The 18,472-nt window shown below is 58.6% G+C and carries 14 protein-coding genes; 6 read left to right on the top strand and 8 right to left on the bottom strand.

Annotated elements, in window-relative coordinates:
• Positions 1-131: 131 nt before the first annotated feature.
• From HW554_RS01790 to HW554_RS01770, 5 genes are all read right to left on the bottom strand, one after another.
• Complete coding sequence (locus tag HW554_RS01790) at positions 132-689, bottom strand: hypothetical protein (protein WP_176906631.1); 558 nt, start codon at positions 687-689, stop codon at positions 132-134.
• 15 nt (positions 690-704) lie between these two features.
• The gene (locus HW554_RS01785) at positions 705-875 is read right to left on the bottom strand and encodes a hypothetical protein (RefSeq protein ID WP_176906522.1); all 171 of its coding nucleotides are present in this window, start codon (positions 873-875) and stop codon (positions 705-707) included.
• Positions 876-996: 121 nt separating this feature from the next.
• The gene (locus tag HW554_RS01780) at positions 997-2,487 is read right to left on the bottom strand and encodes an RNA-binding domain-containing protein (RefSeq protein WP_176906630.1); all 1,491 of its coding nucleotides are present in this window, start codon (positions 2,485-2,487) and stop codon (positions 997-999) included.
• A gap of 73 nt (positions 2,488-2,560) precedes the next feature.
• Complete coding sequence (gene scpA / locus HW554_RS01775) at positions 2,561-4,687, bottom strand: methylmalonyl-CoA mutase (protein ID WP_176906629.1); 2,127 nt, start codon at positions 4,685-4,687, stop codon at positions 2,561-2,563.
• Between the two features lie 98 nt (positions 4,688-4,785).
• Positions 4,786-6,603, bottom strand: a complete 1,818-nt coding sequence (locus tag HW554_RS01770) for a methylmalonyl-CoA mutase family protein (RefSeq protein ID WP_176906628.1) — start codon at positions 6,601-6,603, stop codon at positions 4,786-4,788.
• Positions 6,604-6,775: 172 nt separating this feature from the next.
• Here HW554_RS01770 and HW554_RS01765 point away from each other — a divergent pair, with 172 nt between their 5' ends.
• From HW554_RS01765 to dnaA, 4 genes are all read left to right on the top strand, one after another.
• Positions 6,776-8,095 (top strand): porin family protein, encoded by a 1,320-nt coding sequence (locus HW554_RS01765; protein WP_176906627.1) that lies wholly within the window; start codon positions 6,776-6,778, stop codon positions 8,093-8,095.
• A gap of 135 nt (positions 8,096-8,230) precedes the next feature.
• A complete protein-coding gene (locus HW554_RS01760) occupies positions 8,231-8,989 on the top strand; it encodes a 5'-nucleotidase C-terminal domain-containing protein (RefSeq protein WP_176906626.1) in 759 nt (252 codons plus the stop codon).
• A gap of 169 nt (positions 8,990-9,158) precedes the next feature.
• The gene (locus HW554_RS01755; RefSeq protein WP_176906703.1) at positions 9,159-10,094 is read left to right on the top strand and encodes a bifunctional metallophosphatase/5'-nucleotidase; all 936 of its coding nucleotides are present in this window, start codon (positions 9,159-9,161) and stop codon (positions 10,092-10,094) included.
• A 178-nt stretch (positions 10,095-10,272) separates the two neighbouring features.
• The gene (gene dnaA / locus HW554_RS01750; RefSeq protein ID WP_176906625.1) at positions 10,273-11,772 is read left to right on the top strand and encodes a chromosomal replication initiator protein DnaA; all 1,500 of its coding nucleotides are present in this window, start codon (positions 10,273-10,275) and stop codon (positions 11,770-11,772) included.
• 302 nt (positions 11,773-12,074) lie between these two features.
• Here dnaA and HW554_RS01745 read toward each other — a convergent pair whose 3' ends face one another.
• The 3 genes from HW554_RS01745 to HW554_RS01735 form a co-directional block, all read right to left on the bottom strand.
• Positions 12,075-12,548: a hypothetical protein gene (locus HW554_RS01745; RefSeq protein WP_176906624.1), complete on the bottom strand. Its 474-nt coding sequence runs from the start codon at positions 12,546-12,548 to the stop codon at positions 12,075-12,077.
• A 48-nt stretch (positions 12,549-12,596) separates the two neighbouring features.
• A complete protein-coding gene (locus HW554_RS01740; RefSeq protein ID WP_176906623.1) occupies positions 12,597-13,046 on the bottom strand; it encodes an OsmC family peroxiredoxin in 450 nt (149 codons plus the stop codon).
• A gap of 95 nt (positions 13,047-13,141) precedes the next feature.
• The gene (locus HW554_RS01735; protein ID WP_176906622.1) at positions 13,142-13,570 is read right to left on the bottom strand and encodes an OsmC family peroxiredoxin; all 429 of its coding nucleotides are present in this window, start codon (positions 13,568-13,570) and stop codon (positions 13,142-13,144) included.
• 164 nt (positions 13,571-13,734) lie between these two features.
• Between HW554_RS01735 and HW554_RS01730 the strand changes: the two genes are divergently transcribed.
• Entirely contained in the window at positions 13,735-15,231 is a 1,497-nt protein-coding gene (locus tag HW554_RS01730; RefSeq protein ID WP_176906621.1) for a GH3 auxin-responsive promoter family protein, read from the top strand.
• 203 nt (positions 15,232-15,434) lie between these two features.
• Positions 15,435-18,467 carry a SusC/RagA family TonB-linked outer membrane protein gene (locus tag HW554_RS01725; protein ID WP_176906620.1) on the top strand — a complete coding sequence of 1,011 codons (3,033 nt, stop codon included), beginning with the start codon at positions 15,435-15,437 and terminating at the stop codon, positions 18,465-18,467.
• Positions 18,468-18,472: the final 5 nt, after the last annotated feature.

The following is an 18,472-nucleotide window of genomic DNA, read 5'->3' as shown; positions in this document are numbered from 1 at the left end:
AGACGCATCTTTGCGTCTCATCTTTGAACGGACACAATAAACGGCCCGTTTAACGGTGCGGATAATAAGACGCAAAGATGCGTCTCTATAGCCTGTGTCTACGGTTCACGAAACCGCTATATAATGAATATTTACCAGTATTTAATATCGTATCTGAGCATATATTTCTTTGCTCTGATACGTTGTTCTGAATTCATTGATTCCTTAATAATGTTGATTTCAGGATTAACTTCGAGAAGTTGTTTTTCTATTTCTTCTCCTTCATTATCACTTATTCGCGTGGAACGAATGTCTAAAACCATCATATTGGTCAGTTTGCTCAAAATACTAGGCAAATGCTCTAACCTATTCTGCAAATAATAAATTCCATTCCCGCGCCCATGAAGATGAGCGTATCCTCCTGCTGGAAGGCGTTTTAGTCTAAGCTCATACTTCCAGGCTCGTGGATATAGCCAAAGATTGCGAAGTCTGCTTCCAAGAAGTAATACTTCCAAGTTTTTAAATTGAGCTATTGACGAGGATAACGAATCCAAGTTTTTCCCTCTTAAATCAAGAAGCTTAACTCTTTCGGGATATTTAAAAGCACTTTCCAGATTATCAAAAATACCTTTTCTACGGGAAGTTGAAATATTCTGTGCATAACTAATTATGGGTAAAAACATAAATATTTTTATCAGAATATATTTCATAAATTCCATCTCATATTATGATTCCCCCAGCTTCACCAAAATCTCCTGGGCGGCAATGGCAATGACGGTACCGGGGCCGTACACGCCGGCCACGCCGGCATCAAAGAGAAACGCGTAGTCCTGGGCCGGGATGACGCCGCCGGTAATGACGAGAATATGAGCGCCGTTGAAGCAGCAGTGGCTCAAGTTACGGTCAGCGCCGCAGATGTGCTAAACATATGCACTACATATACACGTATTGGCGTTGGAAAGGCTCTTTAGATAGCCGGTAAGGCAGTTTGGTAGCTAATACATATACACTTGATGGCTACGCGTCGCTCAATGCCTGTTGCCCTCGAACAGTAATTAGGTACTGCTGGCGCAGGTGTTTGGGCGTTGCCGGGATGGTGAACGATAGGTAGCCAGCAGTCAGCAAAGGCGTGATGTGGCGGGTGGAGTTGGTGAGTGAGGCCCCCAGGCCCACCTGCGCTAGAATACCCTTGCGGCTGCGCGGCTGCTGGCAGAAGCGCAGGATTTGCCGCTCGCGCTCGGTCAGCACCCGCGTTACGAAATGCGGATGAATGGGCAGCGTGGTCAGGAAGTAGGAGTGGGCCTCGTCCATAGTGAAGACGGGCGGCGGCGACCCGTTCTGCTGCATGCTCCGGCGAATTTTGGGCAGTCCAGTGGCGCGGCCTTCCGTCAGGTGCAGCTCCCGCAGGAAGTCGCCGACCCGGCGGTTGCGGTAATCGCGCGACACGATGCGCGGCTGCGTGAGCATAGCGGGCGTAACCGGCGGCAGCGCCCCCGGGTAGCTGATGATTTCCAGCTGCCCGGGGCGCACGTTTACCTCGATGGTCTGCTGGCTCTCGTAGCTGCGGTGGTACACGGCGTTAGCCAGTGCCTCTTCCAACGCATCGTAGGGGTAGTTGAAAAACCGTTCAGCCTCGGCCCGCCCCGATATCTTGAGCACTTCTTCCCGCACCACCTGATTACGCAAAAACTCCAGTGCCTGCCGCAGCTGCCGCGACAGAGGACCGGTGAAGCGCTTCTCGGTGAAACTGTCGCCCACTTCATCATGGTAGACGATTACTTCAATGACTGCCCCCCGGAAGAAGCGTTCGGGCTGCTCGTTGAACATGAGTAATCCGATGTTCAGCGGCTTCCGATACTCTGGTGGCCCGCTTACCAAACGCATTTGTTCGCATAGGTCGGCAAAAGGCATTGTTTCCGCCTCCAGGGCCAGGTTGCTTTTGACTTCGCGCAGAAAGTCCCGAATTAAGGCCGGACTCAAATCGGCCAGCTCGGCCTGGTGGTTGATTCGGTCATCGAAAGGAACCTTGGCCGCTAACTCCAGCAATTGCTGTTCATCGGCTTCCGTGCGTACCTGCACGGTGCTGGCATACCGCCGCACCCAATACACTTTCTGGCCCCTGTGCTCTTTGCCCAACGAAAGCGGCGCTTTGTAGGGGCGGGTCTGGCCGCCTGGTACCCAGATGATGAACAGCATCTTCTCCTGATACTCCACTGGCTGAGCCACGGGAAAATAAGGCGGCGTAATCTGGTGGCAGAGGTTCAGCAGCTCCTTCTGTATCCTGTCCAGCTGCTCGGCTGGCAGGCCCTGGGGCGGTAGCACCGGCCGCCCGTCCTGCTCCGCCACCCCGATTACCAAGTAGCCCCCGCCCCGATTGTTGATATCGTTGGCGAAGGCGCAGATTGAATGAACCACATCCTCTGGGTTCCAGCCGGTTTTGAACTCCAGCCGCTCCCACTCCACCGTCTGGCCGGTCAGCAACTCACTGATATTGATGGGAAACGCCATATAAGCCTAAAAAAGGACCACCAGAACCGGAAAGCCCGACTCTGGTGGTTGAAAAATACAGGAAAACTACCGCCTACTCTTCCCCTAGCTTCGTCAGAATCTCCTGGGCGGCAATGGCAATGACGGTGCCGGGGCCGTACACGCCGGCCACGCCGGCATCGAAGAGAAACTTGTAGTCCTGGGCCGGGATGACACCGCCGGCAATGACGAGGATATCTTCGCGGTCGAGCTGCTTGAGCTCCGCGAGCAGCTGCGGAATCAGGGTTTTGTGGCCGGCGGCGAGGCTGCTCACGCCCACCACGTGCACGTCGTTTTCGGCCGCCTGGCGGGCCACCTCGTCGGGCGTCTGGAACAGGGGCGCAATGTCCACGTCGAAGCCCACGTCGGCGAAGGAGGTGGCAATGATTTTAGAGCCTCGGTCATGGCCGTCCTGGCCCATTTTGGCCACCAGCATGCGGGGGCGGCGGCCTTCGCGCACGGCAAAGGCATCGGCCGCCTCGCGGGCCTTGGCAAACTGCTCGTCGTAGCTCATCTCCTGCGAATAAACCCCCGAAATAGCCCGGATAGTGGCCTGGTGGCGGCCGTACACCTTCTCTAAGGCATCCGAAATTTCGCCCAGCGTGGCGCGCAGGCGGGCCGCATCCACGGCCAGCGCCAGCAGGTTGCCGTTCTCGTCGCGGGCCGCATCTGTTAGGGCCGTTAGGGCCGCCTGTACGGCCGCTTCGTCGCGGTTGGCTTTGGTATGCTGCAAGCGGGCAATCTGCGACTCGCGCACGGCCGCGTTGTCGATGTCGAGCACGTCGATTTGCTGCTCCTCGGAAGGGCGGTAGCGGTTCACGCCCACCACAATTTCCTTGTTCGAGTCGATGCGGGCCTGCTTGCGGGCGGCGGCTTCCTCGATGCGCATTTTGGGCAGGCCGGTTTCAATGGCCTTAGCCATACCGCCCAGCTCCTCCACTTCGGCCATCAGGGCCCAGGCTTTGTCGGCCAGCTCGTGGGTGAGGGTTTCCACGTAGTAGGAGCCGCCCCAGGGGTCCACGACGCGGGTTACGTCGGTTTCGTGCTGCAGATACAGCTGAGTGTTGCGGGCAATGCGGGCCGAGAAGTCGGTGGGCAGGGCAATGGCCTCGTCGAGGGCGTTGGTGTGCAGGCTCTGGGTGCCGCCGAGTACGGCCGCCATGGCCTCCACGGCCGTGCGGGCCACGTTATTGAACGGGTCCTGCTCGGTGAGCGAGTAGCCCGAGGTCTGGCAGTGGGTGCGCAGGGCCAGGCTTTTCTGGTTCTGGGGGTTGAACTGCTGGATGAGCTTGGCCCACAGCAGCCGCCCGGCCCGGAGCTTGGCAATTTCCATGAAGTGGTTCATGCCAATGGCCCAGAAAAACGACAGCCGGGGCGCAAAATCATCAATCTTGAGCCCCGCCGCCAACCCGGCCCGCACGTACTCCAGGCCATCGGCCAGGGTGTAGGCCAACTCTAGGTCGGCGGTGGCCCCAGCCTCCTGCATATGGTAGCCCGAGATGCTGATGGAGTTGAATTTGGGCATGTGGGCGGCCGTGTAGGAAAAGATATCGGCAATGATGCGCATGCTCGGCAGCGGCGGATAGATGTAGGTGTTGCGCACCATGAACTCCTTCAGAATATCGTTCTGAATGGTGCCCGCCAGCTTCTCGGGCCCCACGCCCTGCTCCTCGGCCGCCACAATGTAAAAGGCCATAATCGGCAGCACGGCCCCGTTCATGGTCATGCTCACCGACATCTGGTCCAGCGGAATCTCATCAAACAGCAGCTTCATATCCTCCACCGAGTCGATGGCCACGCCCGCCTTGCCCACGTCGCCCTGTACCCGGGCGTGGTCGGAGTCGTAGCCCCGGTGGGTGGCCAAATCGAAGGCTACACTCAGGCCCTTCTGCCCGCCGGCCAGGTTGCGGCGGTAGAAGGCGTTGCTTTCCTCGGCCGTGCTAAACCCCGCGTACTGGCGCACCGTCCAGGGTTTCTGCACATACATCGAGCTGTACGGCCCCCGCAGATACGGCGCCACGCCCGCCCCAAAACCCAGATGGTCGAGGTGCTGCACATCGGCGGCCGTGTAGTAGGGCTTGAGCGTGATGCCCTCGGGCGTGGTGTTGGGCTCGGAAATAGGAGCAGCGGCCGGCGCAGGTAGTTGGGCGGCGTCGTAGGGTATCTGGGAGAAGTCGGGCATGCAAGGGCGGATTGTATGCGTCCGTCGGGGTAAGTCCGCCGGGCGCGTCGGGGCGCATGGCGCGCGCCCGCTTATCAAAAGGATACTATAAAAAGCGGTTATTCGGCTTCGGTGGTTCCGGCAGATCCGGGCGATGCGTCCCGACCCTGCAGGCGTGCCAGCACGTCTTCGGTGCTATAACCCTCCACCGTGAATTCCTTCAACCCGAATACCTGCACAGCCTCCTGCATGGTAGCTAAATCGGCGGTGAGCAAGGTTGGAGGTACGAAGCCAGATTCGTCGAGCGGCACGCCACTAACGGTGCGGGCCAAGCGGCCGAACTGCTCGGGCGTAGCGTACATGAGCGTGGCCTGTTCGGGCGACGAAAACAGCACCGACAGCGTGCCCTCGGGATGGGCATGGCGCAATTCTGGTCGCTCCAACTCGGGTAGCGTCTGCAGAAAAGATTCGAGAATGGTTTCGTTGGTATGCGCGCCTAGCAGCACCAGTGCCGCCCGCTTCTTCTTCAGCTCGCGCCGCTCGAAGTGCAGGGCCGTGGCCAGCCGCAGCACTTCGGTGGGGTAAGTGGCGCGGGTACTATCGAAGCCGGGGCTGCGCAGCAGGCGCTTGGGGTTGAAGTCGAACTGCTCCTGGGCGTTTTGGTAGCGGTTGGTGCCGATGACTACCTGCTCGCCAGTGGCCACCCGGCGGAACTGTGCCTGGGCCGTTTCGTGCAGCAGCGCCAGCACCTGGCCGGTAGCGGCGGGTAGGCCGCCCGCGGCTTCGAGCCGCTGAAACAGGACCCAGGCCTCGCGGGCCAGCGTATCGGTAAGGGTTTCGAGGTAGTAGGAGCCGGCGGCCGCATCCTGTACCTGGCCCAAATGGGCCTCCTCGCGCAGTAGCACCGGCAGGTTGCGGGCCAGGCGCTCGGCAAAGTCGTTGGGCTCGTGAAACAGGCTGTCGAACGTGCCCACGCTCACGGCATCAGCCCCGCCGAGCACGGCGCTCATGGCCTCGGTGGCGTGGCGTAGCAGGTTGGTGTGCGGGTCGAGGGTGGTCTGGCTCCAGGTGGCGGTGCTGGCGAAAACCGTCAGGCGTTCCGCCGCTTCGGCCGGCAACCCGTAGGCGTGCAGCAGCGTGGCCCACAGCCGGCGCAGGGCCCGCAGCTTGGCAATTTCGAAGAAGTAGTTGGGCGCCACGGCCACATGCAGGTGCAGCGCGGCCGCCACATCGGCTACAGTCAGCTCCTCATTGGGCAGCTTGCTGAGGTAGTGGGCAGCCGTGTTCAGGGCAAAGGCAATCTGCTGGGTGGCAGTAGCCCCACGGTTGCCGTAATACGCGGCATCCAGACCCAAGGCCCGGAACTCGGGCCACGCCCGGCTGGCGGTCAGCACCTCGTGCAACTCCTGCCGCTGAGTGGCCAAATCGGGCGCGTGGTGGGTGATGGGGTCGGACACCATAAAGCCGCGCAAGGGTGCTCCGGCGGCAGCATACAGCCGCCCCAGCAGCCCGGCCGCGCCGCGCCGCAGCGAATAGCCCACGTAGGTGTCGGCCAGTGGCAGCTGCTGTGCCAGGTAATCGGCATCAAACTCATCGGCCTGGGTTAGCACGAAGTGGGCGCCTTCGGCTCCCAGCTTCAGCGCCGCCGCAGCCCGGTCGATGGCCTCGTGGCCCCGGCTGGCGGCCGGCACCACGTAGGTAGGCACGTTTCGCCATGCACCGGCGGCCCGCATCAGCGGCGCGGGCGCACCGCCCAGCTCCGCGAGGGCTTCCTGATGATAGAACGGTTCCACCGTGAAACCATCGGGCGTCTGCCAGCGCAGCGTAGCCGGGTCCTGGCCCTTCAGGTCGCGGGTGAGGCGCTCCTGCCACTTGGCAGTGGTCAGGGGCTGAAATTCGGGAAAGGAAACCGGCACGGGTTGCGGCAAATCGGCCATATGGCAGCGGGGTGGGGTGGGAAATAGCGCACCCGGAGGCGCGGCTTAAAGATACTGTTTCGGGGCCGGAAATCGGGGTTGTTAGCTAGAAATGGCCCCGGTATCTTTGCCCGGTTTCAATCTGGCAACAATCGATATCAATCGTTCAATCCAGCTTCTCAGAATCGTATATATGCTGAAAAAACTACTCTTTACTGCCTTTTTAGGTGCTTCCTTCGGGGCCGCGGCCCAGTCTAGTTTCCGCCCCGGCTACGTGCTTCCGCTCAGTGGCGACACGCTGCGCGGCGAGGTAGATGCCCGCGGGCCCCAGCGTAATGCCCGGCAGGTAGGTTTCCGCGCCACGCCGGACGGACCCGTGCAACGCTACCTCCCGGCCGAGCTGTGGGGCTACGGCCTTCGCAAAGGCCGCACCTATCAAACCGAAACCATTATGCTGGCCGACTCGCTACAGCAGCAGTCGTTTGCACAGGCCCGCGTGGACACGTTGCAGCAGCCCGTATTTCTGGAAACGGTGGTGCAGGGCACCCTTTCGTTGCTTTACCTCGAAGACCGCCTAAGCCGGTCGCATTATTACCTACGCACTTCCACCGGACAAGTAATCGAGCTGGTACAGGGCACCGAGCAGGTAGTTGGTCCCAAATCTTTGTACGATAGTGGGATTGAGTCCAGGCACAAGTCCGGCAATTTGGCCTTTTACAACAAGAAAAATAACAACTTTCGCTATACACTTCAGGAGGCAACCCGGCAGTGCATTGCGCTGCAGCCCGCAGTTGTCGAAGTGGAATTTGGGCTGCGGCCCCTGACCCGGTTGGTAGAGCGCTACAACGAGTGCGTGGGCGATGCGCCGGCGCCTTCACTGGCGGTGCGCACGCCGCCTGCCCGGCTACTGCTGCTGGCTGGTGCCGGCAGTAGCCGCCTGGCTTTAACCGACGACCGGTTCTTCCTAAATGTTCGTTCGAATACAACGGCGGGCATTCAGCCTGTAATCGGCCTTGGCGTAGCGGTGCCCATCAACAGAGTCAGCGAAAAGCTGATGTTGCAGTTGCAGGCACTCTACCACGCCCAGCAGTACGAAACGGCGGTTGCAACCGACGGCGTCGGTACCGGGCAGCAGTATCAGTATCGGGCCGACATCAGGAGTGTGCGGGTACCGCTGCTGCTACGCTATACCTGGCCCAGCGGCAAACTACGGCCCTTTGGCCAGGCAGGCTATGGGGTAAGCTACCTCTTAAAAAACGAAAGCGAGGTTCGCCGGATACCAGGCCCGGGCCAGAGCCCGCTGCCCGACGAGAAGTGGAAACCGCTGATGCAAGGGGCGCGGCTCGAAGCAGGAATAGTGGGCAGCATAGGCGTGGTGAAGACTACTGCCAGCCAGCGGAACGTAGCGCTGGAGCTACGCCTGGAAAATACCAACGGCTTTGCCAGCTCTCAGGGCGTCAGCAGTGGTATTACCCGCTTTTTCGTGCTGCTAAGCTACGATCTGACCAAGTAGCCCGGTAAATATGTACGTGGGCCGGCGGCGGGAAGCGTAGCTATTCACTACCGGTCGGTTTGCGTCTGGGTGTGGCGGTTTCGTCTGGGTTGGAGTAACTTTGCAGCTCGCTTTCCCCGCTGCCACTTATTCTTCATGCGTACTTTTCGTTCCTCTGTTGCGGCTCTGAGCCTGCTGGCGGCCGTAGCGCTGGCTCCGGCCTGCCAGCGGGCCGTGTATCAGCCCCAGGCCCGGCTGGTGCCGGTTACAGCCCAACCCGTCGGCAAATCCATCCCCGAGGATGCCCGTGCTATGGCTACCATTGCGCCCTACCGCGAAAAGGTGGTGTCGCAGATGACGACCGTGCTGGGCAACGCCCCGGTAGCCCTGACCAAGCAGTCGGGCGAGTCGCTGCTGTCCAACTTCGTGGGCGACCTGCAGCGCGTTGAGGCCGAAAAGGCGCTGGGACGCCCCATTCCGCTGGGTGTGGTGACCAACGGCGGCCTGCGGGCCCCTATCCCGGCCGGTCCCGTAACGGTGGGCACGGTGTTCGAGCTGATGCCGTTTGAAAACCAGCTGGTGGTGCTCGACGCGCCCGGCGCCGTGGTGCAGCAGCTGTTCGATTTCGCCGCCCGCACCAAAATGGCCGTTTCGGGTGCTACGTTCACCATTACGCCCGAAGGCAAGCCTGAAGCCATTCTCATCGGCGGCCAGCCCTTCGACGCCACCCGCAACTACGCCATTGCCATTTCCGACTACCTGGCTGGTGGCGGCGACGCCATGGCCTTCTTCAAGCCGCTCAAGCCCGAAGGCACCGGCGTACTGCTGCGCAATGCCATCATGAACTACATCAAGCAGCAAACGGCCCAGGGCAAGCCCGTTCAGGCCACCATCGAAGGCCGCATCAAGCGCTAAGCGCAGGTGCTATAGCTGCGGCAGTGGCAACTGCCTGCTTCCGCAGCCGAACTCCTTTGCCACAGGCAACCAGGCTGCCTGCTGGTTTTCAATACTGTGTTTCCCTGCTGTGCGTTGCAAGCTGCTGCCAGCCTCTGCGTTATCTGCTCCATCTGCAACATCTGTGATTATGATCAACCGGCGCGAATTTCTGAAGTACACCGGCCTGGGCGTAGCCTCGCTGGGCGTGATGGGGGCGGCCGCCGTGCCAGCCGTAGCCGCCGCCGATGATAAAACGGTGCGCCTGACCATTCTGCACACCAACGACATGCATTCGCGCATTGAGCCATTTCCGGAGAATGCGGCACAGTGGGCCGGCATGGGCGGCATGGCCCGGCGCGCGGCCCTGGTAGCGCAGGTGCGCCAGCAGGAGCCCAACGTGTTGCTGCTCGACTCGGGCGACATCTGGCAGGGTACGCCCTACTTCAACTTCTTCCAGGGCGAGCTGGAGTTCAAGCTCATGAGCCAGATGGCCTACGACGCCAGCACCCTTGGTAACCACGACTTCGACAATGGCCTCGAAGGCCTGCACAAGCAGCTGCCTAACGCCACATTCCCGTTCCTGAGCGCCAACTACGACTTCACCGACACGCTGCTGGCCGGCCGCTTCCAGCCCTACAAGGTGTTCGAAAAGCAGGGTGTGCGCATTGGCGTGTTCGGCGTGGGCCTCGACCTGGCCGGCCTCGTGGAAGACAAGAACTTCGGGGCTACCAAGTACCTCGACCCGGTGGCCATAGCCCGCGATATGGTGACGCGTCTGCGTGGGGCCGAGCGTTGCGATATGGTTATCTGCCTTTCGCACCTGGGCTACAAGTACGCCAGCGACAAAATTGACGACATTAAACTGGCCACTCAGGTAGCTGGCATCGACCTGATACTGGGCGGCCACACGCACACGTTTCTGGAGAAACCCGAGCCCGTGGCCGGACCCAACGGCCACACCACGCTCGTCAACCAGGTTGGCTGGTCGGGTATTAATGTGGGCCGTATCGATTACGCATTTGCCCGCAAATCGCGCCGCCCTACAGTAGCTTCTACCGTTGTGCTCCCGGTTTCGGCCGCCTAGTTTAAGGGTGAGATTAGAGACGTGTTAAAATGGGATGAAATACAAGCCGGTATAGGGTTTTTTGTCTCCTGAGTTTTCCACATTTTTGTCTCCCTCCAAAAAAAATGCGGTGTAGCGGCACCCGCATTATCTGTCCTGTACTCACCCGCACCCACGTTGCTTTTGCCCTGTTTGTTTGATGTCGAAGGATTGCCATACGGTCTGGGCTAATTGTCTTCGCGTCATCAAATCAACGATTGGTGAGCAGAGCTACCGCACATGGTTTCAACCCATTGTGCCGGTGCAGTTGCACAATAATGTGCTCCTGATTCAGGTGCCAAGCACCTATTTCTACGAGTTTCTGGAGGAGCACTATGTCGAGGAGCTCAAGCGGGCCATCCACCAGGAGCTGGGCGTAGAAGGGCGGCTGGAGTACAGCATCGTGGTAGATCAGGGTAATGCCCAGCAGAAGCCGCGTACACTGAACCTGCCTACCGCTCGCCGGGCGGCCGGGCCAACCGCCTCGAACACGGCCGCGGCCGCCTCGGTGGCGTATGGTGCCCAGGCGTCGTCGGCCCGCAACGAGGCGGCCGCTGCCGTGCGGCCCGCGCCGGCCCCCAACATTCTGCGCAACCCCTTCGAGGCCAGCAAAAGCATCGACCGCGACTACCTCAAGTCGCAGCTTAACGGTACCTACACCTTCGAAAACTACATTGAGGGCGACTGCAACCGCCTGTCGCGCTCGGCCGGGCTGGCCGTGGCCAACAAGCCCGGCACCACCAGCTTCAACCCCCTGATGATTTATGGGGGTGTGGGCCTGGGCAAAACCCATCTGGTGCAGGCCATCGGCAACCACATCAAGGCCACCAACGCCGATAAGTTCGTGCTCTACGTGTCGGCCGAGAAGTTCACCAACCAGTTCATCGAAAGCCTGCGCTCCAATCAGGTGCAGGACTTCGCCAACTTCTACCTGCTCGTCGATATCCTCATTCTCGACGACGTGCAGTTTCTGTCGGGCAAGGACAAGACCCAGGAAATGTTCTTCCACATCTTCAACCACCTGCACCAGGCCGGCAAGCAGATTGTGATGACCTCCGACCGCCCCCCGCGCGATTTGGTGGGCCTCGAAGACCGGCTGCTTTCGCGCTTTAAGTGGGGCCTGACGGCCGATTTGCAGAGTCCCGACTTCGAAACCCGCATGGCCATCATCCAGAACAAGATGCAGCAGGATGGCATCGATATTCCGCCCCAGGTAGTGGAGTACCTGGCCCACTCGGTGAACACCAACGTGCGCGAGCTGGAAGGCGTCCTGATTTCGCTGGTGGCCCAAAGTAGCCTCAACCGCCGCGAAATCGACCTCGAAATGGCCAAGCAGGCCCTGCGCCACATCATCGAGGAAGTGGAGGCCGAGGTCAACCTCGACTTCATTCAGAAAACCTGCGCCGAGTATTTCAGTGTGCCGCTGGAGCTGCTGAAGGCCAAAACCCGCAAGAAGGAAGTGGTAACGGCGCGGCAGGTGGCCATGTACTTCGCCAAGGAGCACACCAGCCACTCACTCAAAAGCATCGGCCACCACTTCGGCGGCCGCGACCACAGCACCGTCATCCACTCGGTGCAAACCGTCTCCGACCTGATTGATTCCGATAAGTCGTTCCGCTCTACTATTGTGGAGTTGCGCAAGAAGTTCGCTGGCAGATAGCATATTCAAGCCATTGAAGCTGTTTAGGAAGTCAAGTAGCACGTCATGCTGAGCTTGCCGAAGCATCTCTACCGCTTCGCTGAACGACTGCTACGAAGCGGTAGAGATGCTTCGGCAAGCTCAGCATGACGTTCTTTTAAATAGCGGACACTTTCTAAACAGGTTCGCTATTAGCTTCGGAAAATTCAGTCGAATCTATCTAAAAACAATGCCCCGCACTCAACCGAGTGCGGGGCCTTCTTCGTTTTTTCAGCTAACAGCTAACAGCTAACAGCTAACAGCTAACAGCTAACAGCTAACAGCTAGGCCTTCAGTGGGATATTGTGCTTGGTCGCGAAGGCCTGTACCTGGTCGCGCATGAGGCGACGACGCTTCAGGCCTCGTACCTGGCGCAGGCTGAGGGCGTGCGAGTTGCCGTCGGTTAAGCGCAGGCGCAGTTGCTGCCCGCCCATATCGAGTGCCTGGATGGTTTCGGCAGCAAAAGCCTGTTTGGCTTTGAACAGTCCTTCCTTGTGCACAATGTAGCCTGGCGTGAACTCCAGATAGCTCTGGGTCCCGAAAATCGGGGCATTATGCACCAGCACATAGCCCAGGTATACGAGGCTGAACACCAGGAACACGTAGTGCAGGAAGTACATGTCGGTGGCTCCCGCATCGGTTATAATCAGCGAAACCGTATAGGCCACCCACATCAGGCCCAGAAAAAGCTGACCCCAGAAGGGAATACGTTGCGTATTGGCTGGCCGAAGACGGACACGGGTAGAATTAGGGTTCATAGGGGGCGGGGGAGAGCCGGAGGAAGCCGTAAAAGTAAGGAGTTGTTTTTAGTTGCCCGACTCCGGGGCCTGTTTCAGCCGGGCAGCTACCAGCTGCAAATCGAGGCTGCCCTTGAGCAACTGCGAGATAGGACAGTTTTCCTTGGCGTTTTCGGCGTACTGCTGGAACTCCTCCGGCGTCAGACCGGCTACTTCGGCTTCGGTACTCAGGTTGATACCCACTACTTTGGGCACGTCGCCCGAGGTGTCGATGGTCGCCTTCGATTCGGTCTGGATGTGTTGGGCAGGTTTGCCATCCAGACTCAGCAGTCGGGCCAGAAAAATGGTAAAGCAGCTGGCGTGCGCCGTGGCCAGTAACTCTTCGGGGTTGGTGCCTTTCTGGCCGTCTACCAGCGCGCCGGTTGCATAAACGGCCCGCACGGCACCACTCTGCGACCACACTTCGCCCTTGCCTGTAATACCGCCGCGCCAAACGGCGTTGCCTCGTTGATAGGCCATGTAGTAGGGTTCCTGGAGAGGAGATTGCCCGAAGGCGGAATAAAAAACCGGCGCGGCCGGCTGAGTAGCCTGAACGCCGCGCCGGTCGGTACCGCTTACTTCAGCTTCGCCGAAGCCAGCGTCATTTCGGGCACTGCCTTCAGCAGTTGCGACATTGGGCAGTTTTCCTTGGCCTTCTCGGCGTACTGCTGGAATTCCTCCGGTGAGAGACCTTCCACCTCGCCCTCGGTGCTAAGCGCAATTTTAACCACTTTCGGTACCTCGCCCGACGTATCGAGCGTCACTTTCGACTCAGTTGTAATCTGCTTGACCTGCTTGCCGTCCTTGGTGAGGACGCTGGTCAGAAACATGGTGAAGCAGCCGGCGTGGGCAGCTCCGATGAGCTCTTCGGGGTTGGTACCCTTCTCGCCCTCGAAGCGGGCGCCGGTAGAGTAGGGGGCCTTAACGGTACCGCTCTGGGTCGAAATCTCGCCGCTACCTTTAATATCGCCGTTCCAGACGGCAGTTCCTCGTTGGTTGGTCATGGTTGTAGGGTTGAAAGCTGAAGTATGAAATCTGTAGCTCCCCATACGCGGGCCGGGGGCGAAAGGATAGGCGACGCCCGCTACTCCTATATATATAGGTGCGAAAGGTACCTTTGGATGACTGCCGCACAGTATACCGTAGTTTTCCTGTTTAACTCTATCCGATGGGTCTGAAAGCCACTCTTAGCCGGCCACTGGCTGCCTACATCGTCCGCCAGTACGCCCGCTGGCAGCACGACCCCATTGGCACCCAGCAGCGGGTGCTGCGCGGCCTGCTGGCTCAGGGTGCCCGCACTGCCTTCGGCCAAGCCCACGACCTGACCGGCGCCAGCACCCCCGCTGACCTGGCCGCCCGTGTGCCCGTCCGCGACTATGAGGGGCTGCTGCCTTGGTTCGAGCGCATGAAAACCGGCGAGGCCAATGTGCTTTGGCCCGGCCGTCCGCTGTATCTGGCCAAAACCAGCGGCACCACCAGCGGCGCCAAGTACATCCCACTCACCGCCGACAGTATCCCCAACCACCTCAACGGGGCCCGCGACGCGCTGTTGCATTACGTGCAGCGCACCGGCAAAAGTCGTTTCCTCGATGGTAAGCTGATGTTTCTGTCGGGCTCGCCGGAGCTGGAAACGCTCAACGGTATCCATGTCGGCCGGCTGTCGGGTATCGTCAACCATCATGTGCCAGCCTATCTGCGCCGTAACCAGCTGCCCAGCTACAATACCAACTGCATAGAGGACTGGGAGCAGAAGCTGGAGCGGATTGTGGACGAAACGCTACCTGCCCCGATGACGCTCATTTCGGGTATTCCGCCCTGGGTACAGATGTACTTCGACCGCGTGGTGGTTCGCACCGGTCGGCCGGTGGGGGAGGTTTTCCCCGACTTTAGCCTGTTCGTGTACGGCGGGGTTAACTTCGAGCCCTACCGCCGCAAGCTCTTCGATACCATCGGTCGGCCCGTCGATAGCCTGGAGCTGTTCCCGGCCTCCGAGGGCTTCTTGGCGTTCCAGGATGAGCCGGGCAACCCCGGACTGCTGCTGTTGCTCGACGCCGGCATCTTCTACGAGTTCATTCCCGCCGAGCGGTTCTTCGAGCCTAATCCGCCCCGCCTCACGCTAGCCGAAATTGAGCTCGACCAGCAGTATGCCGTGGTGCTTACCAGCAACGCCGGCCTGTGGGGCTACAGTCTCGGCGACACTGTACGCTTCGTCAGCCGCTACCCGTTTAGGGTGGTCGTAACGGGCCGCATCAAGCACTTCTTGTCGGCCTTCGGCGAACATGTTATCGGCGAGGAAGTCGAGCAGAGCCTGCGTGCAGCGCTGGCGGCGCACCCCGAGGCCGAAGTAATCGAGTTCACTGTGGCCCCACTGGTCAGCAACGACCCAGCCACGCCTTCGCGCCACGAATGGCTGATCGAGTTTGCCCGCCCCCCCCACAACCCGGCCGCCTTTGCTGACGCGCTCGATACCGGCCTGCAGCAGCGAAACGCTTACTACAATGACTTGCGCACGGGCAACATTCTGGCTCCCCTGCAGCTAACTGCACTGTCACCCGGGTCTTTTCAGGTGTATATGAAGTCTTTAGGCAAACTGGGAGGCCAGAACAAAGTACCTCGTCTGAGCAACGACCGGACCTTGGCGGCCGGACTGATAAATACAGTTTAGTAATGGCCAGCAGGACTTGGGCTACTTAAAGAACGTCAGCATTTAGCGAGGTGTGTCTTAATGTTTTGCAAAAATCTTTAAGGCTTTTTTAACAAGTTTCGAATAGGTTGGCTACTTTAGCGGAAGATGTGATAAACGTTTCGAATATCACAATATTAAACAGGTCTTTGCTTTCTTGTTCCACCAATTCCTTTTTCACTCACATGCGAAAAGTTTTATTGACCGCCGCGCTGCTCGCGCCTGTCCTGTTGCAGCAGGCGGCCGCGCAGAACCGGCAAATTTCAGGGCAGGTCACGGACCGTGCCACTGGCCAGGGAATCCCGGGCGTTACGGTGCTGGTGAAAGGCACTACCGTTGGGGCCTCTACCAATTCAGATGGATCCTATACACTCGACGTACCGGCTACGGCTACTACGCTCGTTTTCTCCTCCATCGGCTTTCAGACAATTGAGCGCTCCATCGGTACTGCCACCACCATCAGTGTGGGGCTGAGCACCGACTCCAAGCAGTTGGGGGAAGTGGTAATCAGCGGCTTGGCTACGACCATTAAGCGCGAGAACCTAGCTAATACAGTAACGACTGTTTCTGCTAAGGAACTGGTAGGCGTAACACGCCCGGTAACGATGGACGCCGCGCTGAGTGGCAAAATTGTGGGAGCCAATATCGCGCAGACATCAGGAGCTCCTGGTGGAGGTATTTCGGTTCAGCTACGAGGCCTTTCCACTCTAACGGGTAGCAACCAGCCGCTGTACATTATCGATGGTGTATATGCGATTAGCGCAGAGGTTGGAAACGGCGCTGGCAGCGCCGCCTTCACAGGCGCCTCGGGCGGAGCTGGTCGCACTAACCAGGATAACGGTACTAACCGTCTGTCCGATCTTAACCCCAGCGACATTGAGAGCATTACAGTGCTGAAAGGGTCCAGCGCTGCCGCCATTTACGGCCAGCGTGCCAATGCGGGTGTAATCATTATCAAAACCAAGCGTGGTCAGGCTGGGCAAACTCGTGTAAGCTTTACGCAGGATATTGGTTTCGCTAAAGCGTGGAATCTGCTAGGTAAGGAAGACTGGACTAATGATAAAATAGATACCTTCTTCCCTCTTCCTGCCAACCCTACGGCGGCCCAGACAGCCTCCGTTACAGCCAATCGGAACCGTGAGAAGGCGGCTCTGGCAGCAGCAAATGGTCAGTTTATTGACTACGAGAAGGAGATATTTGGCAATACGGGCTTTATTCGTAACACTTCACTGAGTGTATCGGGGGGCTCCGAAAAAACAAAGTTTTACGTATCGGGTACGACTACCGATGAGGAAGGCATTGTAAAGCGGACCGGTTTCAGCCGCCACTCTATTCGGGCTAACGTTGATCAGAAGCTGGGCGACAAAATCGACTTGAGCTTGTCATCGGGTTACAACCGTTCGCAAAACCGTCGGGGCTTTACTGGTAACGACAACGTGGGCGTTAGCTTAGGCTATACCTTGGCCTACCTACCAAGCTATGCGCAGTTACAGCGCGATGACCTGGGTAATTTCCCCAATAACCCATACGGTGGCGACAACCCACTGGCTATCGTAGAGCGGGCTGTCAACGAAGAAACCACCAACCGAACCAATCAGGCGGCTACTGGTACCTGGCGCATCTTTACCAAGGGTACTTCTTCCCTGCGCCTATCTGCACAGGGCGGTATCGATTTCTCGAGCAGCGACGCCACACTGGCTCTGCCAGCCGACTTACAGTCGCAGCGGAATTTGCCTAACCCAGGTGCTGTCCGGATTGCGAAAAACCAGTTCTTCAACTCCAACTTACAGGCATTCCTGATCTACGACTGGACTTTGGGAGAAGGAATCAACCTGACTTCGCAAGTTGGCTCGGTTCGGCTCGGCCTCAACTCCAACCTGAGCTATAGCCAGGGACAGAATCTGGCACCTGGTACGCCGCTCAGCCCTAACCGTAGCTCGCTGGTTACGCAGCAAGTGCTTCTGCAATCGGAGCAGGACATTGGCCATGTAGCTCAGCAGGAAGTTAACTACCGTGACCGGATTATAGGCACGGTTGGTGTCCGCTTTGATAAGTCGAGCCGCAACGGTGATCCAAACAAGTACTACACTTTCCCACGGGCCTCGTTAGCTGTTAATATTGGCAACTTCGGCTTGTTCGATCTGCCAGCTCTAAACCTGCTGAAAGTTCGGGCTGCATACGGTGAAACCGGAGCACCGGCATTCTTTGGTGCTACGTTCTCGCCTCTCACCAACGTGAGTACGGGTGGCCGGGTAGGATTCCTGCCCTCAACAGTAGTAGGCAATCCGAACATTGGTCCAGAGCGGGCTACTGAATTGGAATTTGGTCTTGATGTATCGTTGTTCCAGAGCCGTTTGAACTTTGAGGCAACTGCTTACAATAAGGTGGCCAAAGACCTGATCAACACGTTCGTACTGGCGCCATCCACTGGTGTTACCTCGATACAGGCCTTCCCGGTAGGTGACTTGCAAAACCGCGGTATCGAACTATCGCTCGGCGGTGTACCTGTGCGCTCAGATAACTTTACCTGGAATACTACTACTCTATTCTGGTTTAACCGCAGCGAAGTAACGCGCATTACGGTGCCTGCCTTCGCTACAGGCGCAGGTTTTGGCAGCAGCTTTGGCCGCAACGTATTTGCCTTGGGTGAATCGCCTACGCGCTGGTACGGTAACCCCGCCAGCCGCACCGATAACCCCAATACCTTCAGCAACCTAACCCGTTTCCAGGAAGCTCAGCCGAAGTTTAACATGTCGTTTACGAACAGCTTCACCATCGCCAAGGCGTTGGAGGTGTCGTTCTTGCTGGCTTGGCGCAAAGACTCTTACGTGAGTAACCTGAGCGAACTGCTGAAAGACGAAGGTGGCACGACCGAAGACTGGAGCCAGGATGATGATGGTGACGGTGTTGTAAACGGTCAGCAGCGGCAGGATTTCAGCTCTGCTCAGCAGTTCATCCAGAACAGCGGCTTCGTACGTCTGCGTGAGGCAGGTATTTACTACACGCTGCCTGCCACCCTGCGGGCTTCCCTCTTGAACGATGCTGTACGCAACATTCGAGTGGGTGTGTCGGGCAACAACTTGCTTACGTTCACTGATTACCGAGGCTACGACCCCGAAGTTTCCCTGTTCGGAGCGCAGTCTAGCGCTGCCGCAGTCGATGTAACCAGCTTCCCGAACACGCGGCGTATCTTCTTCCACTTGAATCTAGACTTCTAACAGCC

It is taken from the genome of Hymenobacter lapidiphilus, assembly GCF_013377885.1.
In the GTDB taxonomy this organism is placed as follows: Bacteria; Bacteroidota; Bacteroidia; order Cytophagales; family Hymenobacteraceae; genus Hymenobacter; species Hymenobacter lapidiphilus.
This window is presented reverse-complemented; position numbering and strand designations above follow the sequence as displayed.